Genomic DNA, 18,876 nt, shown 5'->3' with positions numbered 1-18,876 from the left:
TATCTTTATTAAAGCTAATATATATATTCTCGACTAATTGAGTCAATTTCATAATACAAAAATCTAGTTAAGAACACGAACAATTACAAATGAAAATACAATATCATACGTAAATAAAGAAGCCTAATCAAGTGATTAGAACGGCAGGCGGCGACTCCAGCGGGAACAATCGTGTCCGAAGATCCAGTGATAAAAGCTTGGAAAGCTTTTATCAATTAGCTGAGGCCGATCCCGCGGAAAGCGTCCGCCTAGAGTGGAAATCACCGCGTCACCTGTAACCCAATTGTTCGTGTTTTATAGCTAATTAAGTCATTATGAAATTCATTCAATTATAAAACCTACCAACACTATTTGACATTGAACCAAAAAATAACGTTAGTAAGTTTTCAAACTCACCAACGTTATATATTGTACAACCATAGACTCTTGCTACAAGTATTCATGCAGCAAGAGTTTTTTATTTGAAGAGCAAGCTTTTTAGCCATAGCTAATCGAACGTAGCAAAAAGTTGGCAAAATGAAATGTTGTAAATTCAACCAACCGTTAACACTATTGATATCAAGGATTTTAGTGTCTTAACCAATCGAACCTTCCATCTCGAAGGCGATTAATCTGTTCATCTCAACAGCATATTCCATTGGTAGTTCTTTTGTAAATGGTTCGATAAAGCCCATTACAATCATTTCTGTTGCTTCAATTTCACTTAATCCACGGCTCATCAAGTAGAATAATTGTTCTTCTGATACTTTTGAAACCTTAGCTTCGTGCTCTAGTGAAATATTATCATTTAAGATTTCGTTATACGGAATCGTATCTGATGATGATTGATTATCCATAATCATCGTGTCACACTCGATATTCGCACGTGCTCCATCTGCTTTCCGTCCAAAGTGAACAAGTCCTAAATATGACACGTTTCCACCACTATGTGAAATTGACTTCGATACAATCGTTGATGATGTATTTGGTGCAAGGTGGAACATTTTCGCACCAGCATGCTGAACTTGACCTTTACCTGCAAGCGCAATTGATAATGTATTTCCACGAGCACCTTCACCCATCAGCATGATTGAAGGATACTTCATCGTTAACTTAGAACCTAAGTTTCCATCAATCCATTCCATCGTTCCATTTGCGCCTACTGTGGCACGTTTTGTTACGAGGTTATAAACGTTATTTGCCCAGTTTTGAATCGTCGTATAGCGGCAATATGCATCTTTCTTAACAATAATTTCTACAACTGCACTGTGTAGTGAGCTTGATGAGAATGTTGGCGCAGTACATCCTTCTACATAATGCACAGAAGCCCCTTCATCAACAATAATCAATGTTCGTTCAAATTGTCCCATGTTTTCTGAGTTAATTCGGAAGTATGCTTGTAATGGTGTATCACTCTTCACACCTTTTGGCACGTAAATAAATGAACCACCAGACCAAACAGCAGAGTTTAAAGCTGAGAACTTATTATCTGTATATGGTACAACTGTTCCAAAGTACTCCTTAAATAATTCTTCATGCTCTTGTAGTGCAGAATCCGTATCTTGGAAAATGATTCCCATTTCTTCAAGATCTTTTTTCAAGCTTTGATAAACAACCTCTGACTCATACTGAGCAGATACACCAGCTAGATACTTTTGCTCCGCTTCAGGAATACCTAATCGGTCAAATGTCCGTTTAATTTCTTCAGGTACTTCATCCCATGAGCGTTCTGATTTTTCAGTTGGTTTTACGTAGTATGTTAAATCATCAAAATCTAGTTCTGATAAATCGCCACCCCACTGTGGCATTGGTCGTTTATAAAAATGCTCTAGTGCTTTTAATCGATATTCAAGCATCCATTTGGGTTCATTTTTCATTTCCGATATTTGTTCTACAATTTGTTCAGTAAGACCTTTTTCGGTACGGAAAATTGAAATATCTTTATCATGAAACCCGTATTTATATTCACTAAATTCAGGTACATTCTTTACCATGAATAGCCCTCCTTATTAATTTGCTAGGGAAAATCATTCGCTCTGTTTTGTTGCCTTTTCCATTGCCTTCCAAGCTAAAGTCGCACATTTAATTCGTGCCGGAAATTTAGAAACACCTTGAAGCGCCTCAGCGTCACCCATATCAGGATCAGATAGCTCATCGATTTCACCAAGCATTAATTTAGAAAATGATTCTGACATCTTAAGTGCGTCAATTAGTTTTTGACCTTTAATCGCCTCTGTCATCATTGATGCTGAAGCTAAACTAATTGAACAGCCCTCCCCTTCAAACTTAACATCTGTAATCCGATCATCTTCTATCATTAAGTGTATTTCAATTCGATCTCCACAGGTTGGATTATTCATCTCAAGCGTCAAAGAATTATCCGGTAACGTTCCATGATTTCGGGGATTTTTATAATGATCCATTATAACCTGTCGATACAAGCTATCTAAATTGTTAAAAGACATCGGTGAAAAACTCCTTTGTTTTCTTTAATCCAGCAATGAAACGATCAACATCTTCATGCGTATTATATAAATAAAAACTTGCCCGAGCTGTTGCCGTTACATTGAGCCATTTCATTAATGGCTGAGCACAATGATGACCAGCACGAACCGCAATACCTTCTGTATCTAAAACTGTCGCAGTATCATGCGGATGCACATCAGTTAAATTAAAGGTAATTAAGCCAGCACGTTGCGCTGGGCCATATACTTCAATCCCTTCAATCGTGCTAATTTGCTCAAGGGCATAGTTAACAAGTTCTTTTTCGTGTAGTGCAATATTATCTAAACCAATTGCTTCTAAATAATCAATTGCTGCTTTCAGTCCAATTGCCCCTGCAATAATTGGGGTCCCGCCTTCGAACTTCCACGGCAATTCCTTCCACGTTGAATCATAGAGATCAACAAAATCGATCATCTCACCGCCAAATTCAACTGGCTCCATTTTTTCGAGCAAAGATTTCTTACCGTATAGTACACCGATTCCTGTTGGACCACACATTTTATGGCCAGAAAAAGCATAAAAATCACAATCAAGCTCTTGAACATCAACAGATATATGCGGAACACTTTGCGCACCGTCAACTAATAATACGGCACCATTCTTGTGTGCAATAGCAGCAATTTCCTTGATCGGATTAATTGTACCAAGGACATTCGATACGTGAGTAATTGCCACAATTTTAGTTTTCTCAGTAATTGTTTCCTCGACTTTAGCCAACGTGATCGTTCCATCTGCTTCCAACGGGATATAAGTTAATTTCGCACCCGTTCTTTTACTGAGCTGTTGCCAAGGAATAATATTACTGTGGTGTTCCATTTGCGTGATGACTATTTCATCATCAGGAGTTAAATTTTGATCTCCGTAGCTCATAGCAACGATATTAATTGCTGATGTTGTACCTCTAGTAAAAATAATTTCTTCTCGGTGTTTGGCATTAATAAATTGCTTAACGCGATCTCTTGATCCTTCGTATTGCTCTGTTGCACGTGTGCCAATTGTATGCACACCGCGGTGAACGTTAGCATTATTAAGTCGATAATATTCATTTACTGCTTCAATAACCTGAATTGGTTTTTGTGCTGTTGCAGCAGAGTCCAAGTAAACTAACCTGTGACCATTAACTTCTTGATCAAGTAAGGGAAAGTCAGCACGGATTGTCTGAATATCCATCTTAGTAAACTTTCCTTTCAATAACATCTGTTAGTTGATTACGAACCGCTTCAATCGGAATACTTGAAACAACTGGAGCTAAGAAACCATGAATAATTAAGCGTTCAGCTTCACGTCTTGAAATACCACGGCTCATTAAATAATAAAGATGGAGTGGATCAACACGACCGACTGATGCCGCGTGTCCTGCAGTTACATCATCTTCATCAATTAATAGAATTGGGTTCGCATCACCACGCGCATCTTTATTTAACATTAAGACACGTGATTCTTGTTCTGCGTTAGCTTTCGTCGCGCCATGTTCAATTTTCCCGATTCCGTGGAAAATACCTGTCGCACTATCTTTCATGACACCATGCTGTAAAATCAGACCATTAGATGATTTACCATAATTAATTGTTTTCGCAGTAAAGTTTTGAACTTGATCGCCACGTCCAACCGAAACTGCTTTTGCATAACAGAAAGAATTATCTCCGATTAAATGCGTAACGTTTTCTGATAACGTGTTACCATCATTCATTTGACCAAGTGCCCAATTAATTATCGCATCACGCCCTGCTACCCCACGACGATTAATATAAGAAGTTGTGCCATAAGCAAAATTATCAACAGAACCATAAGAAATTGAAGCATTATCCATAGCAAATACTTCTGCAATGACGTTAGCAACTGTTTTTGTTTCTTCATGGTCAGATAAATAGTTTTCTACATATGTGACCTGGCTATTTTCTTCAGCAACAATAATGACATGATTAAATAAAGCTAAATCTCTATCTTCCTGCCAGAAAATTGCTTGTAATGGTGTTTCAATCACAACATTTTTCGGTACGTATAAGAAAACACCACCATTCATTAATGCAGCATGGACAGCAGTTAATTTATGTTCATCGACACTTACTGCTTCAGTCATATAATATTTTTTAACTAAATCAGCATGTTCTCTTAATGCTGTGAAAATATCAGTGAAGATAACACCTTTTGCTTTTAAATCATCTGATAATGATTGATAGCTATTAAATTGATTACGTAGGATCACTAAGTTCTGATCATCAGAATCTAAATTAACAAACTTTTTAATCTGATCAGGGAGATCGACAAGAGTAGAGATTTCTTTAGCCTCTCCTTCGTGTGAAAACGTCGAAAAGTCCCAGCGATTAATTTTTGTTTTATCAGGCTTTGGCATTTCAAGCTGTTCAGCTTGCTTTAATGCGTCAGTCCGAAGTGTTTTCATCCAATCAGGTTCGTTGTTTTGTTGTGAAAATCTTTCAATATAATCTGTCGTGTAGCCTTCCAACATTTCTACTGACATACAATCTCTCCTCTCCTTTAAGCGTCTTGACCAACCGTCTCATCTTCAATTCCTAATTCCTCTTTAATCCACTCATACCCTTCAGCTTCTAGACGCTCAACTAACTCAGCTCCACCTGATTTAACGATACGTCCTTGCATCATTACATGAACAAAATCTGGTGTAACATAGTTTAATAGTCGTTGATAGTGAGTAATGATTAAGCAGCCAAAATCGTCACTTCTAAGTTCGTTAATTCCTTTTGAAACAATCTTAAGTGCGTCAATGTCAAGTCCAGAGTCAATTTCATCTAAGATACCGATCTTCGGCTTAAGTAGCATTAATTGAAGAATCTCATTTCGTTTTTTCTCTCCACCTGAGAAACCTTCATTTAAATAACGCTGTGCCATATTCTTGTCAATATCTAAGAAATCCATAACACGGTCCATCTCTTTAATGAACTTCATTAATGGAATTTCATTACCTTCTTCACGGTGTGCATTAATCGCTGATCGTAAAAACTCAGATGTTGTTACACCACTAATTTCACTTGGATATTGCATTCCTAAAAATAAGCCAGCTTTTGCTCGCTCATCAACTTCCATTTCTAAAACGTCTTCGCCATCCATTAAGATTGAACCTTTAGTTACTTCATAATTAGGGTGCCCCATTATCGCGGATGCTAGCGTTGACTTACCCGTTCCGTTCGGTCCCATAATCGCATGGAACTCGCCACCTTTAACTGTTAAGTTAACCCCTTTTAAGATTTCTTTACCGTCAATTTCTACATGAAGATCTTTGATCTCTAAAGTTGATCCCGCCATCAGCTATACCTCCAAAAAAATAATTTTTATTTAAAGAATAGTAAATTATACCATTCCTAGTTTATTCTCATTACAATCTTATACTATTTAAAATCTAATATCAAGATTAACAACCGAGAGTAAACACATTTCCACACTGATTAGTATAGAAAGTTTTGTGTAACTATCTTAACACAATATCGAATCAAAGGCGAAGTGAATTGAGCAAAAATTGAAAAAACAACATTTTACCATGTAAAAAAGCCCCTTTATAATGACTAAAGGGGCTTAAAATTAACTCATGTTATTCTCAATCACGCCAGTTAATTGAGCACACGTACTTTTAGTTACCTCCAACTGGAATGATTTCTCCACCGTATTGTTGATTAATAAATTCAACTACAACGTCAGATTGTAAAATTTCAATCAGTTTCAGTAGTTTTTCATCATCTTTATCTTCTGTACGTACAGCAACAATGTTTACATATTGCGAATCGTCTCCTTCAAAGAATAATGCATCCTTTTCTGGAGATAAACCTGCTTCAATCGCATAGTTAGCGTTGATCGCCACTAATTTGTCTGTTTCATTCTCATATGCTTCAACTAATAATTCAGCATTTACATCTGGCGAAAACGTTAAATTATATGGATTATCGACAATATCATTAATTTCAGCTATCGTTTTATCGATATCATCCGCGAGTGTAATAAAACCATTTGCTTCAAATAATGATAAGATACGGCCATGGTCAGGGATATTACGACTAATAATGATTTCAGTACCTGGTTCAATTTGATCAATACTTGTAATCTCTTTTGAATAAATACCTAATGGTTCAATATGAACACCACCAAGATTGACAATATCATAATTATTCTCAGCAATTGATTTTTCTAAAAATGGTATATGTTGAAAGAAGTTTGCATCAAGTTCTCCACGTGCTAAATCTTCATTTGGTAGTGCGTAATCTGTGTAAGTTTCAATCACAAGCTCAATACCTTCTTCAGCCAATAGATCAGAGATTTCTTCTAATATTTCCCCGTGTGGCACACTAGTCGCCCCTACTTTTATTACATTTTCATCAGAACTTGAATCCCCACATGCTGCTAGAAACAAACTTGCAATAATTAAAACAATACCCAACAATCTCTTTTTCATTATTATCTCCCCTTATTGTTTTTTTTATATTAACGCTTATCAATTTTCTTCGTGATAAAATCACCAATAAATTGAAAAACGAAAACGATAACGATAATTAAAACAGTACAAACAAAGACAATATCAAAATCACGTCTTGTGAAGCCAAAGTAATAGGCATAGTCACCTAATCCTCCAGCTCCGATCATTCCTGCTACTGCGGTATAGCCAACGATAGCAATTGTCGTTACGGTAATACCAGATACAAGCGCAGGCATTGACTCCTTGATCAGAACCTTCCAAATAATTGTTGAAACTTTTGCTCCCATCGATTCAGCGGCCTCAATTACACCTTTATCTACTTCTCGTAAAGCAATCTCAACCAATCGGGCATAAAATGGAGCAGCACCGATAATCAATGCAGGTAAAGCTGCATTAGTTCCTCTGAAAGTTCCGAATAATAGCATTGTAAATGGAAATAGTAAGAAAATTAAAATAGCAAAAGGAATCGCTCGAAAAACATTCACTACAGTAGCTACTATTAAGTTAATGTATTTATTTTCCCAAAGTCCATCCGGTGATGTAAGGTATAGAACTAATCCTAATATTAGACCTAATACTAATGTGCCAAGCATCGACACTAATGTCATGTATAGTGTTTCACCAGTTGCTTCAATTAAATCTAGCCATTCAACATTTGGAAACAAATTAGTCATGTCAAATCACCTCCACTTTAACAGTGGTTGATTGAATATACTTAATCGCTGATTCAATCCATTCATCACGACCAGTTATATGAACATACAGTGATCCATAAGGACCGGCTTGTGTCTGCTTAATATTACCATGTAATATATTTAGCTCCACATCAAACTTTTTAGCTACTTGACTAATTAACGATTGATTTGTTGTCTCGCCAATAAACTGTAGCTTCAAGAGTTTTCCTGTTGAAACAGTTTGAAGCAAAGTTTCTTCAGTGACCTCTTCATCAGGTTTACCCATCACTTGTTCAACAAATCGTTTTGTAACTTGATGTTGTGGATTTGAAAACAAGTCGAGTACGGCCCCTTGTTCGACAATTCGACCATTTTCCATGACCGCTACGTTATGACAAATCTTTTGAATGACATCCATTTCATGTGTAATGAGAATAATCGTCAATCCTAATTTTTCATTTATATCCACTAATAACGATAATATAGAATCTGTTGTTTCTGGATCCAAAGCTGAAGTAGCCTCATCACAAAGTAAGATCTTCGGACGATTTGCCAAAGCACGAGCAATACCCACTCTTTGCTTTTGACCACCACTTAATTGTGAGGGATAAGCATCTTCTCTCCCTATTAATCCGACTAAGTTAATCAGTTCATCAACTCTTTTTTCACGTTCAGCTTTTTCAATACCGGCAATCTCTAATGGAAATGCAATATTCTCACGAACTGTCCGTGACCAAAGTAAATTAAAATGTTGAAAAATCATCCCAATATCTTGTCGTCTTAATCGTAGTTCCTTTTTGGATAATTTCGTAATATCCTCATCATCAATAATAATTGATCCACTTGTTGGCTCCTCAAGTCGATTTATCAAACGGACAAATGTACTTTTCCCTGCCCCACTATAGCCGATAACACCAAAAATTTCTCCCGGCTTAATCGATAAATTAATCTTGTCAACTGCATGTATCTCACTTTTACCTAAGGAAAATCGTTTTGTTAGTTGACTTATTTTAATCATTTGACTCCCCATCCTTTAAAATGACGAAATAAAAACGCCTTTCTGTTTATGAAAGAACAGAAAGACGTATTTTTATATCTAGTCTCTATGCTCTCTCATCTATCAAAGCTTTTTGCTTTGCAGGAATTGGCACCATTTTAAACAAACATTGTTTAACGGTTGCCGGGTTTCATCGGGCCAGTCCCTCCACCACTCTAAATAAGAGAATATTATATTTAATTAACTGATATCATAGCATTTGATCTTTATAGTGTCAATTGTTTTTTTGAAAATTGCTAATACATGTTATACTATAAAAAAAATAGAATTGGATGAATGATTTTGAAAGCACCTATATTTCAATTACCTTATTTAGACGATCAGAGTGAGATTTTTAACTTAGAGGATCATCTTGGAAATATCATTGTTCTAACATTTTGGACTTCGTGGTGTCCAGAGTGTAGTGTTGATTTAATGTTAAAGGAAAAACTTTATCAAGCAAGCGATAAGAATATCGTAAAATTCCTTACGATAAATGTTTCTGGCAGAGAACGTAGCACCATCGCTGGTCTCAAATATTTCCGTGAATATTTAACACAACCAACATTAATTGATCGAGGAGTTGAAACATACCGTACATATAATTGTCATGGCGTACCTACAACAGTAATCATCAATCCAAAAGGTGAATTGATTAAGCAAATAACAGGACAAGTAGATCTGATTGAGTTAATCGATACGATTCGTCCGTTTATCTAGACAAGTCATTTTAAAAATCGATTCATAATCCTACTAGACAATGTGTAAGATACCCATAAGTTTAATGGTAGGATGAGTAATAATAACAGAACATCTGTCACAATCGACCATGGCACAAACTCGATGTTAATCAACCATCTAACTAAAATAAACAGAATAAAAAATATTATAACTGTTAAGATGAGTTTTATAATAAGTTGCCTATTCCTCAACTTAATCACTCCTATCAATTATTTACTAAGTAGACGCAGTTAACTTGCAAAATATTCTGGAAAGCCCACTGATACAATAAGGCAATCTTTCTAAATTGAGATTTATTGACTTAATCTTAGCACTTTTATAATTTTTTACCAACCGGTCTAATTCTATAAAATCACGCAAAAAAATCAACACTAGCCGGTTAAACTTGATTAAGTAAGTCTCCTAATCCAAGTTTAAGCTAGTGTCACCTTTAATTTGACTCATTTTAGGCTTGATCTAAAAGCTTTTCATACTGCTCAGCTGTTAACAACTGCTCTAGCTCTTTTTCATCAGTCGCCTTAGCTACAATTAACCAACCATTCTCATATGGTGATTCATTAACTAATTCTGGCTGATCTTCTAGCTCTTCATTTACTTCCGTTACAACTAATGAGATTGGTGCATAGAGCTCAGATACTGTTTTAACAGACTCTACACTCCCAAATGTGTCTGTTGCAGATAGTTGATCAGCAACTTCAGGTAATTCAACAAATACAATATCCCCAAGCTCATCTTGCGCATGCTCAGTAATTCCTATTCGAAAGCTGTCGCCTTCTTGCTTAACCCACACATGTTCATCTGAATATTTTAAATTACTTGGAACACTCATGAAAATCCTCCTTTATTATTTCCAAACTTGTTCGTATTCTTCTATCTTAAATCCTAATGTAACATGATTACCATCAAATGCAAGTGGACGTTTAATCAACATGCCATCAGAGGCTAAGATTTGAATTTGCTCTTCTTCTGTCATAGCTGGCAATTTATCTTTAAGTTGCATTTCTCGATACTTAATGCCACTCGTATTAAAGAACCGTTTAATTGGCAACTCACTTATTTTAATGATCTTAGTTAATTGCTCGGCAGTTGGCGTCTTTTCCACAATATTAAGATCCCGATATTCTACATTATTTTCATCTAACCATTTCTTTGCATTACGACATGTACTGCACTTTGGATAACAATAAAACTCAAGCAACATATTCACTCCTTAGTTATCAACTAATATGTATAGTATAAGTTGGATAGCTCGTTTTTGCTAGTAAACTGCTTATTGACTAATATGTGAACAAAAATATAAATTACTCGCTAACGAATGAGCTATTTCATTGGTGTTGCATATTGTTTTAAGGATTTAGCCATATTACCAGTATCATTACTTTTAAGGAGGATATATTTATGCAACAAATGAATCAACAAGCGAATGGCTCAATGCCTCAACCACCAACAATGATAAGTAGTAAGGATTTCTTATACCTTACTGATATGATGTCATGGAATTTAAACGTCGTAAAAAAAGCTCATGCATTGGCTGAGAAATGTCAAATACCTGAAATTAAGCAAGCAATTGAACAAACTGAAAAAATGCATCAAAAACATTATAATCAGTTACTCAACTTCACTAAAAGTCAAACGAACTAACAGAACACTATATGGAGGTATTAGCAATGCAACCAAGTAAAGTCCAGAATCCTGAAACACAAATAGAAAAAACACCGAATCTGAATGATCGCGATATACTTAATGATTTACTTGCAACAGAAAAATATATGACTGACGGATACTCGACAGCATTGAACGAAGCGAGTAACCAAGCGTTATACGATAATATTTTGCAAATATTTACCGAAACACAAAACCAGCACCGACATCTTTTTAATTTAATGTTTAAACATGGTTGGTATAGCTTGGATCGTGCTGAACAACAACAAATTAACCAAGCTGTAAATCAATTTACTGATTATAAAAATCAATTCCCATTACATTAAACACATAACACTCTAAAGATTAGTTACTAGCAAATTTATACACCTAATCTTTAGGGTGTTTTTTTGACTACCTTAAACCGTAATCATTCCTATTTACAAAATGTTAATAATACGCTAAAATCATTAAAGATTCATTATTATATTGATACGTTATCTCATAATTTCATCAAATTCTTAATAAAGTAATGATACGTCAACGTACGTAGCTAATTAATCAAATTGTCAGAACATGCTATTTGGCTAGCTAATTAATAAATTCTCTCAAAAGATTGGAGTTAACTTTTATGAAAGAGTCACTTGTAACAATTAAAAACCTTTCCTATGCCTATGAGGATAAAATAGCGTTAAATGACATTAACCTTGATATTCATGAAGGTGATTTTCTAGGTCTAATCGGACCAAATGGTGGTGGGAAAACGACACTAATTAAATTACTGCTTGGATTAATTCCGATCCAGCAGGGTTCAATTCATTTATTTGGTCAAGACATCAAGCATTTTAAAGACTCCAATAATATCGGCTTTGTTTCTCAGAAATCAAATGCATTTAACCGCGGATTTCCTGCAACCGTTAGAGAAGTGGTCGCAACAGGCCTTGTCGCAAAGGTTGGGTATTTTAAATTTTTCACAAAAGCTGAGCACCAAAAGGTGATGAAGGCAATTGAAACAGTTGGTATGTCTGAATATATTGATCAAAATATTGGCGATCTATCAGGTGGGCAACAGCAACGCATTTTTATTGCACGAGCAATTGTGAGCGATCCTAAATTATTAATTTTAGATGAGCCTACAGTTGGTATTGATACAGAGCATGTTCAGAAATTTTATCAATTACTGAATCAATTAAATCAAGAAAATAATATTACACTTTTACTTGTCTCACATGATATTGGTACAGTTACAAAATATGCTAATGGTGTTGCATGTTTAAATAAAGTATTACATTTTCATGGCGGAACTGAAGAGTTTGCAAATATCTCTGATGAGGAATTGTCACATTTTTATGGTCATGATTTAAAATTAGTGACCCATCACCATTAAGGACGTGTTATCTATGTTATCGCAATTTTTTCAATATGACTTTTTACAAAATACATTTTATACTGGACTGTTAATTGGATTAATCGGTCCTCTATTAGGTTCATTTATTGTCGTTAGGCGCCTGTCACTCATTGCTGATGGCCTGTCCCATGTTACATTAGCTGGAATTGCATTCGGATTATTTGTTGAAAAGAAATTTGGTTTATTGCTTCTGACTCCCTTTTATTATGGCACTGCATTTTCAGTTATTGGTGCAGTATTAATAGAACGGCTACGTAGGGTTTACCATGCGTTTCAAGAGTTAGCAATTCCGATCATTTTATCAGCTGGCGTTGGATTAAGTGTTATTTTTATTTCACTAGCTGACGGCTTTAATAATGATTTATATAATTATTTATTCGGTTCAGTATCCGCAGTTAGTCGGAATGATTTTTATGGAATATTAATTATCGCTATCATCGTTGTCACTGTGCTCATCATCTTTTATAAGGAATTATTTATGCTTTCTTTCGATGAGGAATATGCTAGAGTTTCAGGAATTCATGCTGAACGAATTCATTTTTTATTTATTATTTTAACAGCATTAGTTATTTCAGCTTCTATTCGAATTGTTGGCGTATTACTTGTTTCGGCACTAATGACACTTCCTGTTGCTGCAAGTATACGAATAGCTAGAGGATTTAAGCAGACTATCATTTATTCAGTTATTTTCGGAGAGATTTCAGTTATCGGTGGATTAATTTCTGGTTACTACTTAGAAATTCCTCCTGGAGGAACGATTGTAATGATTTCAATTCTAATCCTATTATTAACAATTAGCGGGAAAAAGCTATGGCTTAATATGAAGAGAAAGAAGGCGATCCTATGAATATTGAGAAAGCATTAACTATATTAAAAGATGCGGGCTATAAATATACCGATAAGCGTGAGTCAATTTTGACTTTCTTTGAACAGGAAGACCGATACCGAACTGCAAAGGATTTACTCGATTATATGGAAGAACACTATGAGGGCATTAGTTTTGATACGATCTATCGAAATCTAAATCTCTTTACAGAACTAGAGATTTTAGAATCAACAGAACTAGAAGGAGAAAAGCTCTATCAATTGTCTTGTGCAGATCATCATCATCACCATTTTATTTGTCGAACTTGTGGTATGACACAAGAGATTGATCTCTGCCCAATGGAAGACATAGCTAAAGAATTACAAAACTATTTAATTGAAGACCATAAATTTGAGATTTACGGGCTTTGTCCTGTATGCCATTAATAAACCTCCTTCTTTACAGACTAAACAGATGTAAAGAAGGAGGTTTTAATTTATTTTACAATCATTACAGGACAATCTACGCGTTTGGCAACTTTGTGACTGACACTACCTAACACCATTTCTTGGAATCTATTTAAGCCACGGCTACCAATTACACATAAGTCTAAATCATTTTCATTCGTGTATTTTACAATAGTCGGACCTGGATCCCCATGTAGTACAACGATTTCATAATTTATTCCAGCCTCAGTTAACTTACGCTCAGTTATTTCTAACTTTGCTTTTCGACTCTGATCTAACTCTGTTGCATTATAGATTTTTGTCACGTCTGCTCTAGACGTTGCTGCATCTACCACGTATAAAACTGTGATTTTTGATTCAGGGTCTTGTTTAGCTATATAGATTGCCTTTTCGCAAGCGCGAATAGAATATTCCGATCCATCAGAAGCTAATAATATGTTTTTAAACATGAGACCACCCCTTACTATTTGATACTTATATTATATCAATAATTCTGAAAATTTGTATCATTTTTTAAGCCATTCGGCTGAATTATCTAGTAAAAAGTCCCCAACTGTGTACAACACTTGTTTATTATCATAGAAAACTTGATCATAATAATGATATGGAACTGGTCGCGGACCGATATATGGCGCAATTTCAAATGTAAATGATGGCTTTTTAAATTTAGTTAAAAACCAATCAGTAAATCCTCCACCACTCGGTATCCCTTCTGGCTCAATTAAACAATATTTTGTGACATCTGCGAGTTGATTGGCTAATGGACGAAATGACTCGATAAAACGATTCGGTAAATTATAACGCCAGAAAATTTCCTCACCAGATGAATGATAAGCTAAGGCACAATCAAAATCATGTTGATTCACAAAATCTACAAGTGATTTAATTTCTGGTTCACTTAAAGGATGCTCTCCTTTATAATTACTTGAACTTGGTCGTCCTGGATCTGCTTGAATTTCTTCCCAGTCAATTGGGTATTGACGATTCAAATCGACTCCCCGTGCATTTGCTTTCCAACTAGAAAAGTCCAATGAATCATCATTAAGATCAATTAATTCGTCTCGATTACTAAAATGATCTGGTCCATCCTGTACTAATGTGACACCATCAGGATTTACCATTGGAACAAACCAAAACGTCATTCGGTCTAACCATTCTTCCCTAATATGCTTCCAAGGCTCAGCCTCGCTTGTAACTAGGTGGCAAATAAAATCTACAATAAGGCGTGAAGTCATCCATTCACGAGCATGATGCGCACCATGACAAATGACCTTAACATCACCTGTGCCAACCTTTAATGCTAATAGTTTTCGCCCTTCAACTGATGTTCCGATCGTTTCAAGTTCAACTAAATTTGGAAACTGTTTTGCAAGTTGATTTAAGTCACTTACTAAATTGTCGTACCGATAAATTTGAGCAAGTTCAATTTTACTTTCCATTAAATAAATCACCCCCTAATAAGCTATGCCTATGTAAGGGGGATTTAGTACATTATTCTGATAGCGCTCGATTGGCTAACATCTGCAGTACCATATCATCCATTGGTGGATTATGCAGTCCTGCTCTAACATCACGATAAAATTGTTCAAAGCGATATGATTTCGATAGCCCTCTTCCACCTGCAATCCGCATCGCTAAATCTACTACTTCATTTGCAATATTAGTTGCTACAGTTTTTACGGCAGCTAATTCTGCGCTGAGTAGTTGACGCTCTTCTTTGGTGCGATTATCCCATTCTGTCGCGACTTGATACATAAAGCTACGTGCTTGCATTAACTTTAGTTCCATTTCACCAATCTTTTGTTGAATGTGAGGCACTTCAGAAATAGGTGTGTTTAGACTATTTGGTTTAAAGTTTTTCGCAAACTCAATGGCTTCATTCCTAGCTGCAATTGCAATCCCTAAATAACATGCAGGGATATGCAGTAGCCACCCTTTTGCTTTTCGAGGATTGGCTTGATTATTAAGCTCAACAAGTAGAGATTGATCTACTTTCACTTGATCAAAAATTAGATCATCACTACCAGTTCCTCTCATACTCATTGTATCCCACGTCTTTTTAATTGAAATACCTGGTGTATCACTTTTTATTAAAAATGAGCCTACAGCATCTTTATCCTCAACATAGGCAGAGACAATATAGTAGTCTAGTACAGCAGCCATTGTCGAAAAGGTCTTCTGGCCAGTAATGATATAATCATTTCCTTGTCTAACTGCGATTGTTTGAGGTACACCTCCTCGTGTTGGGCTGCCTGTTGCCCGTTCCGAGGCGATTCTATTTACAAGTACCTGATTTTCTACAACTTCCCGTGCTAATTTATCAAAAATCTCTGGTTGCCACGGTCGTTCTTCTGCTAGTTCCTTTATAATGCCTAGATGCCACCCAAAAGATAGTGCTGTTGCTCCATCAGCCGCAGCAAGTCTTTCTTGAACTAATAAAAATTCATAAAGTGATAACTCTTCACCGCCTATTGCTTTAGGTAGTGTAAGTGAAAAGAACTTTTCTTGTTTGAATTCAGTTACTGTTTCTTTAGGTAACTCTGCGTATTCTTCTGCTTGTTTAATCCGCTTTAGTGCTTGATTACCTAATCGTTCAGCTAAATTAATCAATTGTTGTTGACGTTCATTTCTAACATACGTTTGAAATATTGACATCCATATCCTCCTCACGATTGATCGTTACTCTGTATTTTATGGACTTTACGACAAACTTGCAATAAATCTACCTTCTCTATGCTCAGCTTAAAAACTACCCTATTAAAAATGACCCAGTGAATAAAGATAAATCCACTGGGTCATTCATACATGTTATTTAGCAACATCTTTTAAATATTGTGCATCTTTTTCTAACATCTCTTTAATCTCAACAAGGAGATGATTTAAGCGTTCTGTAGCTGAATCTACCTCTGATATACCAGCAGCTGATTGCTCAGATACACTCGCGATATTAGATATTGCATCATTAATTGCTTTCGTATCATCTAATACATCATAGAGTGCGCTATAAGTATCATCAATTTCTGTTCCCATATTATTAATGACAGAATTTAATTGTTTGATTGTATCACCTGTTGTTTTGATTTGGTTTGCACCTTCATTAACAGCTCGATACCCTTCTTCTAGTGCAGTCACTGCAGCCGAGGATTCTTCTTGAATACCTGTCGTTGTATCTGTAATGTCATTTATAGATAAACTCACTTGTTCAGCTAACTTTCGGACTTCATCTGCTACAACCGCAAAGCCTTTACCATGTTCTCCTGCACGCGCCGCTTCAATGGCAGCATTTAAAGCTAGGAGATTTGTTTGCTCAGCTACTTCTTGGATGACTGTTACTAGTTGAGTAATTTTAAGTGTCATCTCATTTAAGCCTTTAACTTTCTCTAAAGACTGCTTAATCGTACTATCAATAATGTCCATTTTCTCGACAGACTGATCCATCAAGTTTTCACCTTGATTTGTCATATTAAGCATTTGCTGAGATTCACTCTTAATCGATTCACCTTTGATTGCAACCTCTTTAATCGTATCAGTAAACTGGAACAATATTTCAGTTAATGTTGCAGCTGATTGCGCTTGAGTTTCTGATCCACTTGAAATTTCTCGAACTGTATGTGATATATTATGGCTATCAGTTGTTAGTCTTTCCATATTGTTGATTAATGTCGAGATTTGATTACGAACATGTTGTGTCACTTGTGTAATTAAATCTTGTGATTTAATGATACGCTCATGCGCGAGTTCAATCTTATTATTAATTTCTCTTAAATCTTTAGCCTTAATCTTACCTTCAGGCAACTCTACCAATTCATCATTACCTAAAGCCTCAAGACGCGCTTCAATTAAACGCTCATCTTTATTTCTTACTTTAATAGAGATAAAGACAAGCACGAAACTAGCTACTACTGCCGCTGCAATTACGATTAAACTATCAATTCCAATTGAAGTTAACACGTTTAATGAGAATAAACTATAAACCAGTGCTAAGATATGTAATGCACTAATAATAACTGCTAATAAAACGAGATTCTTTTTATTTTTCATCTTACTCATTCTCCTTAATTATGTAGTATAAGCGATTAAATACTCTATAACCTAAGTAGCTAGCGATGAATCTATAGACAATCTCATTTAAAATATTTTTTCGATCGCTTGTTTAATGCGTTCTTGATCAAATGGTTTAACAATAAAATCCTTAGCCCCTGCTTGGATTGCTTCTAATACCATTTGTTGCTGTCCCATCGCAGAACACATCACAATTGTTGCATTTGGGTCAAAGCTTTTAATACCTTTAACCGCTTCAACACCGTTCATTTCAGGCATTGTGATATCCATCGTTACTAAGTCAGGCATTAATTCTTTATATAAATCTATTGCGACTTGCCCGTTTTCCGCCTCACCAACGATTTCGTGTCCAAGTGATTCAAAAATATTTCTTAATTGCATACGCATAAACGCTGCATCATCTGTAATTAAAATTCGAGCCATTTTCTATCTCTCCCTATTTCCATGTCTATTCTTCAGTTGCTATTTCTTCATTATTATTTGACTCTTCTACTTGCTCTGTCGATTCTTCTTGTGGTTGTTGCTCTTCTTCAATTTCATCTTCTACAACTTGTTTAACTTCCGTCATTTCTTCATAGTTTAAAACATGTGATAAATCAACAAGTAACAACAAGCGATCATCAAGATTCGCCACACCACTTAGGAAATTAACATCAATTCCCTTCACACTTGTTGGTGTTGGTTCAATAACAGAATCATCAATATCGATCACATCAGAAGCAGCGTCTACAACAAAGCCGACTGCAATCTCATTAATAAGCGAAACGAGCATTCTTGATTGATCTGTCTCCTCAGATTCTGGTAAGCCCATCCGTTTTTTTAAGTCAATAACAGGAATAACATCACCACGTAGTTTAGTGATCCCTTCAATAAAGTCAGATACCTTTGGCAACGAAACAACTTTTTGCAATCTTTCAATTGAGACAATTTGTTCAATACTTGTGCCGTATTCTTGACCATTCAGTTGAAAAACAATATATTTTTCAGTACTCATATTGATAACTCCTTTACCTATCTTTAATAGCTCAATTATAGCATGTTTACCCATCTATTACCTAGATTATAAATTAAATCTAATAAACTTCAATGATTAAAAAGACTACTTATTATAGCGTTA

22 protein-coding genes and 1 riboswitch are annotated in these 18,876 nt (G+C 35.5%); of the genes, 6 read left to right on the top strand and 16 right to left on the bottom strand.

Annotated elements, in window-relative coordinates; genetic code table 11:
- Positions 1 to 575: 575 nt before the first annotated feature.
- The 8 genes from sufB to AXY_RS04215 all read right to left on the bottom strand — a co-directional run bounded on the left by sufB (position 576) and on the right by AXY_RS04215 (position 8,617).
- Positions 576 to 1,973: a Fe-S cluster assembly protein SufB gene (sufB, locus tag AXY_RS04250; RefSeq protein ID WP_015009551.1), complete on the bottom strand. Its 1,398-nt coding sequence runs from the start codon at positions 1,971 to 1,973 to the stop codon at positions 576 to 578.
- 33 nt (positions 1,974 to 2,006) lie between these two features.
- Complete coding sequence (gene sufU / locus AXY_RS04245; protein WP_015009550.1) at positions 2,007 to 2,444, bottom strand: Fe-S cluster assembly sulfur transfer protein SufU; 438 nt, start codon at positions 2,442 to 2,444, stop codon at positions 2,007 to 2,009.
- Complete coding sequence (locus AXY_RS04240; protein ID WP_015009549.1) at positions 2,434 to 3,654, bottom strand: cysteine desulfurase; 1,221 nt, start codon at positions 3,652 to 3,654, stop codon at positions 2,434 to 2,436. Before AXY_RS04240 ends, sufU begins: the two co-directional genes overlap by 11 nt.
- A 1-nt stretch (position 3,655) precedes the next feature.
- Positions 3,656 to 4,963 carry a Fe-S cluster assembly protein SufD gene (gene sufD, locus AXY_RS04235; RefSeq protein ID WP_015009548.1) on the bottom strand — a complete coding sequence of 436 codons (1,308 nt, stop codon included), beginning with the start codon at positions 4,961 to 4,963 and terminating at the stop codon, positions 3,656 to 3,658.
- A gap of 17 nt (positions 4,964 to 4,980) precedes the next feature.
- Positions 4,981 to 5,766, bottom strand: coding sequence for a Fe-S cluster assembly ATPase SufC (sufC, locus tag AXY_RS04230; RefSeq protein WP_015009547.1), 786 nt, complete (start codon positions 5,764 to 5,766; stop codon positions 4,981 to 4,983).
- Positions 5,767 to 6,088: 322 nt separating this feature from the next.
- Positions 6,089 to 6,904 carry a MetQ/NlpA family ABC transporter substrate-binding protein gene (locus AXY_RS04225; RefSeq protein ID WP_015009546.1) on the bottom strand — a complete coding sequence of 272 codons (816 nt, stop codon included), beginning with the start codon at positions 6,902 to 6,904 and terminating at the stop codon, positions 6,089 to 6,091.
- A gap of 29 nt (positions 6,905 to 6,933) precedes the next feature.
- Complete coding sequence (locus AXY_RS04220; RefSeq protein ID WP_015009545.1) at positions 6,934 to 7,599, bottom strand: methionine ABC transporter permease; 666 nt, start codon at positions 7,597 to 7,599, stop codon at positions 6,934 to 6,936.
- A 1-nt stretch (position 7,600) separates the two neighbouring features.
- A complete protein-coding gene (locus AXY_RS04215; protein ID WP_015009544.1) occupies positions 7,601 to 8,617 on the bottom strand; it encodes a methionine ABC transporter ATP-binding protein in 1,017 nt (338 codons plus the stop codon).
- 92 nt (positions 8,618 to 8,709) lie between these two features.
- A riboswitch (SAM riboswitch) is annotated at positions 8,710 to 8,822 on the bottom strand.
- A 110-nt stretch (positions 8,823 to 8,932) separates the two neighbouring features.
- Between AXY_RS04215 and AXY_RS04210 the strand changes: the two genes are divergently transcribed.
- Positions 8,933 to 9,355 carry a TlpA family protein disulfide reductase gene (locus AXY_RS04210; protein WP_015009543.1) on the top strand — a complete coding sequence of 141 codons (423 nt, stop codon included), beginning with the start codon at positions 8,933 to 8,935 and terminating at the stop codon, positions 9,353 to 9,355.
- 466 nt (positions 9,356 to 9,821) lie between these two features.
- Here AXY_RS04210 and gcvH read toward each other — a convergent pair whose 3' ends face one another.
- Together gcvH and AXY_RS04200 are read right to left on the bottom strand one after the other, a co-directional pair.
- Positions 9,822 to 10,205: a glycine cleavage system protein GcvH gene (gcvH, locus tag AXY_RS04205; RefSeq protein WP_015009542.1), complete on the bottom strand. Its 384-nt coding sequence runs from the start codon at positions 10,203 to 10,205 to the stop codon at positions 9,822 to 9,824.
- Between the two features lie 15 nt (positions 10,206 to 10,220).
- A complete protein-coding gene (locus tag AXY_RS04200; protein ID WP_015009541.1) occupies positions 10,221 to 10,577 on the bottom strand; it encodes an arsenate reductase family protein in 357 nt (118 codons plus the stop codon).
- Positions 10,578 to 10,774: 197 nt separating this feature from the next.
- Here AXY_RS04200 and AXY_RS04195 point away from each other — a divergent pair, with 197 nt between their 5' ends.
- From AXY_RS04195 to AXY_RS04175, 5 genes are all read left to right on the top strand, one after another.
- Positions 10,775 to 11,017 carry a hypothetical protein gene (locus AXY_RS04195; RefSeq protein WP_015009540.1) on the top strand — a complete coding sequence of 81 codons (243 nt, stop codon included), beginning with the start codon at positions 10,775 to 10,777 and terminating at the stop codon, positions 11,015 to 11,017.
- A gap of 26 nt (positions 11,018 to 11,043) precedes the next feature.
- Positions 11,044 to 11,364, top strand: a complete 321-nt coding sequence (locus tag AXY_RS04190) for a spore coat protein (protein ID WP_015009539.1) — start codon at positions 11,044 to 11,046, stop codon at positions 11,362 to 11,364.
- Positions 11,365 to 11,648: 284 nt separating this feature from the next.
- Positions 11,649 to 12,404, top strand: a complete 756-nt coding sequence (locus AXY_RS04185; protein ID WP_015009538.1) for a metal ABC transporter ATP-binding protein — start codon at positions 11,649 to 11,651, stop codon at positions 12,402 to 12,404.
- A 13-nt stretch (positions 12,405 to 12,417) separates the two neighbouring features.
- The gene (locus AXY_RS04180; RefSeq protein ID WP_015009537.1) at positions 12,418 to 13,272 is read left to right on the top strand and encodes a metal ABC transporter permease; all 855 of its coding nucleotides are present in this window, start codon (positions 12,418 to 12,420) and stop codon (positions 13,270 to 13,272) included.
- Positions 13,269 to 13,676, top strand: a complete 408-nt coding sequence (locus AXY_RS04175; protein ID WP_015009536.1) for a Fur family transcriptional regulator — start codon at positions 13,269 to 13,271, stop codon at positions 13,674 to 13,676. The genes AXY_RS04180 and AXY_RS04175 overlap by 4 nt, the downstream gene beginning before the upstream one ends.
- Positions 13,677 to 13,726: 50 nt before the next feature.
- Here AXY_RS04175 and AXY_RS04170 read toward each other — a convergent pair whose 3' ends face one another.
- From AXY_RS04170 to AXY_RS04145, 6 genes are all read right to left on the bottom strand, one after another.
- Complete coding sequence (locus tag AXY_RS04170; protein ID WP_015009535.1) at positions 13,727 to 14,146, bottom strand: universal stress protein; 420 nt, start codon at positions 14,144 to 14,146, stop codon at positions 13,727 to 13,729.
- Between the two features lie 57 nt (positions 14,147 to 14,203).
- Positions 14,204 to 15,136 carry a M14 family zinc carboxypeptidase gene (locus tag AXY_RS04165; protein WP_015009534.1) on the bottom strand — a complete coding sequence of 311 codons (933 nt, stop codon included), beginning with the start codon at positions 15,134 to 15,136 and terminating at the stop codon, positions 14,204 to 14,206.
- A 52-nt stretch (positions 15,137 to 15,188) separates the two neighbouring features.
- On the bottom strand, positions 15,189 to 16,352 hold the full coding sequence (locus tag AXY_RS04160) for an acyl-CoA dehydrogenase family protein (protein ID WP_015009533.1): 1,164 nt from the start codon (positions 16,350 to 16,352) through the stop codon (positions 15,189 to 15,191).
- A gap of 153 nt (positions 16,353 to 16,505) precedes the next feature.
- Positions 16,506 to 17,738, bottom strand: a complete 1,233-nt coding sequence (locus AXY_RS04155) for a methyl-accepting chemotaxis protein (protein WP_155835464.1) — start codon at positions 17,736 to 17,738, stop codon at positions 16,506 to 16,508.
- Positions 17,739 to 17,825: 87 nt separating this feature from the next.
- A complete protein-coding gene (locus tag AXY_RS04150) occupies positions 17,826 to 18,182 on the bottom strand; it encodes a response regulator (RefSeq protein WP_015009531.1) in 357 nt (118 codons plus the stop codon).
- Between the two features lie 25 nt (positions 18,183 to 18,207).
- Positions 18,208 to 18,753 carry a chemotaxis protein CheW gene (locus AXY_RS04145; RefSeq protein ID WP_015009530.1) on the bottom strand — a complete coding sequence of 182 codons (546 nt, stop codon included), beginning with the start codon at positions 18,751 to 18,753 and terminating at the stop codon, positions 18,208 to 18,210.
- Between the last annotated feature and the right edge of the window lie 123 nt (positions 18,754 to 18,876).

The sequence above is a fragment of the Amphibacillus xylanus NBRC 15112 genome (assembly GCF_000307165.1).
GTDB classification, from domain to species: Bacteria; Bacillota; Bacilli; order Bacillales; family Amphibacillaceae; genus Amphibacillus; species Amphibacillus xylanus.
This window is presented reverse-complemented; position numbering and strand designations above follow the sequence as displayed.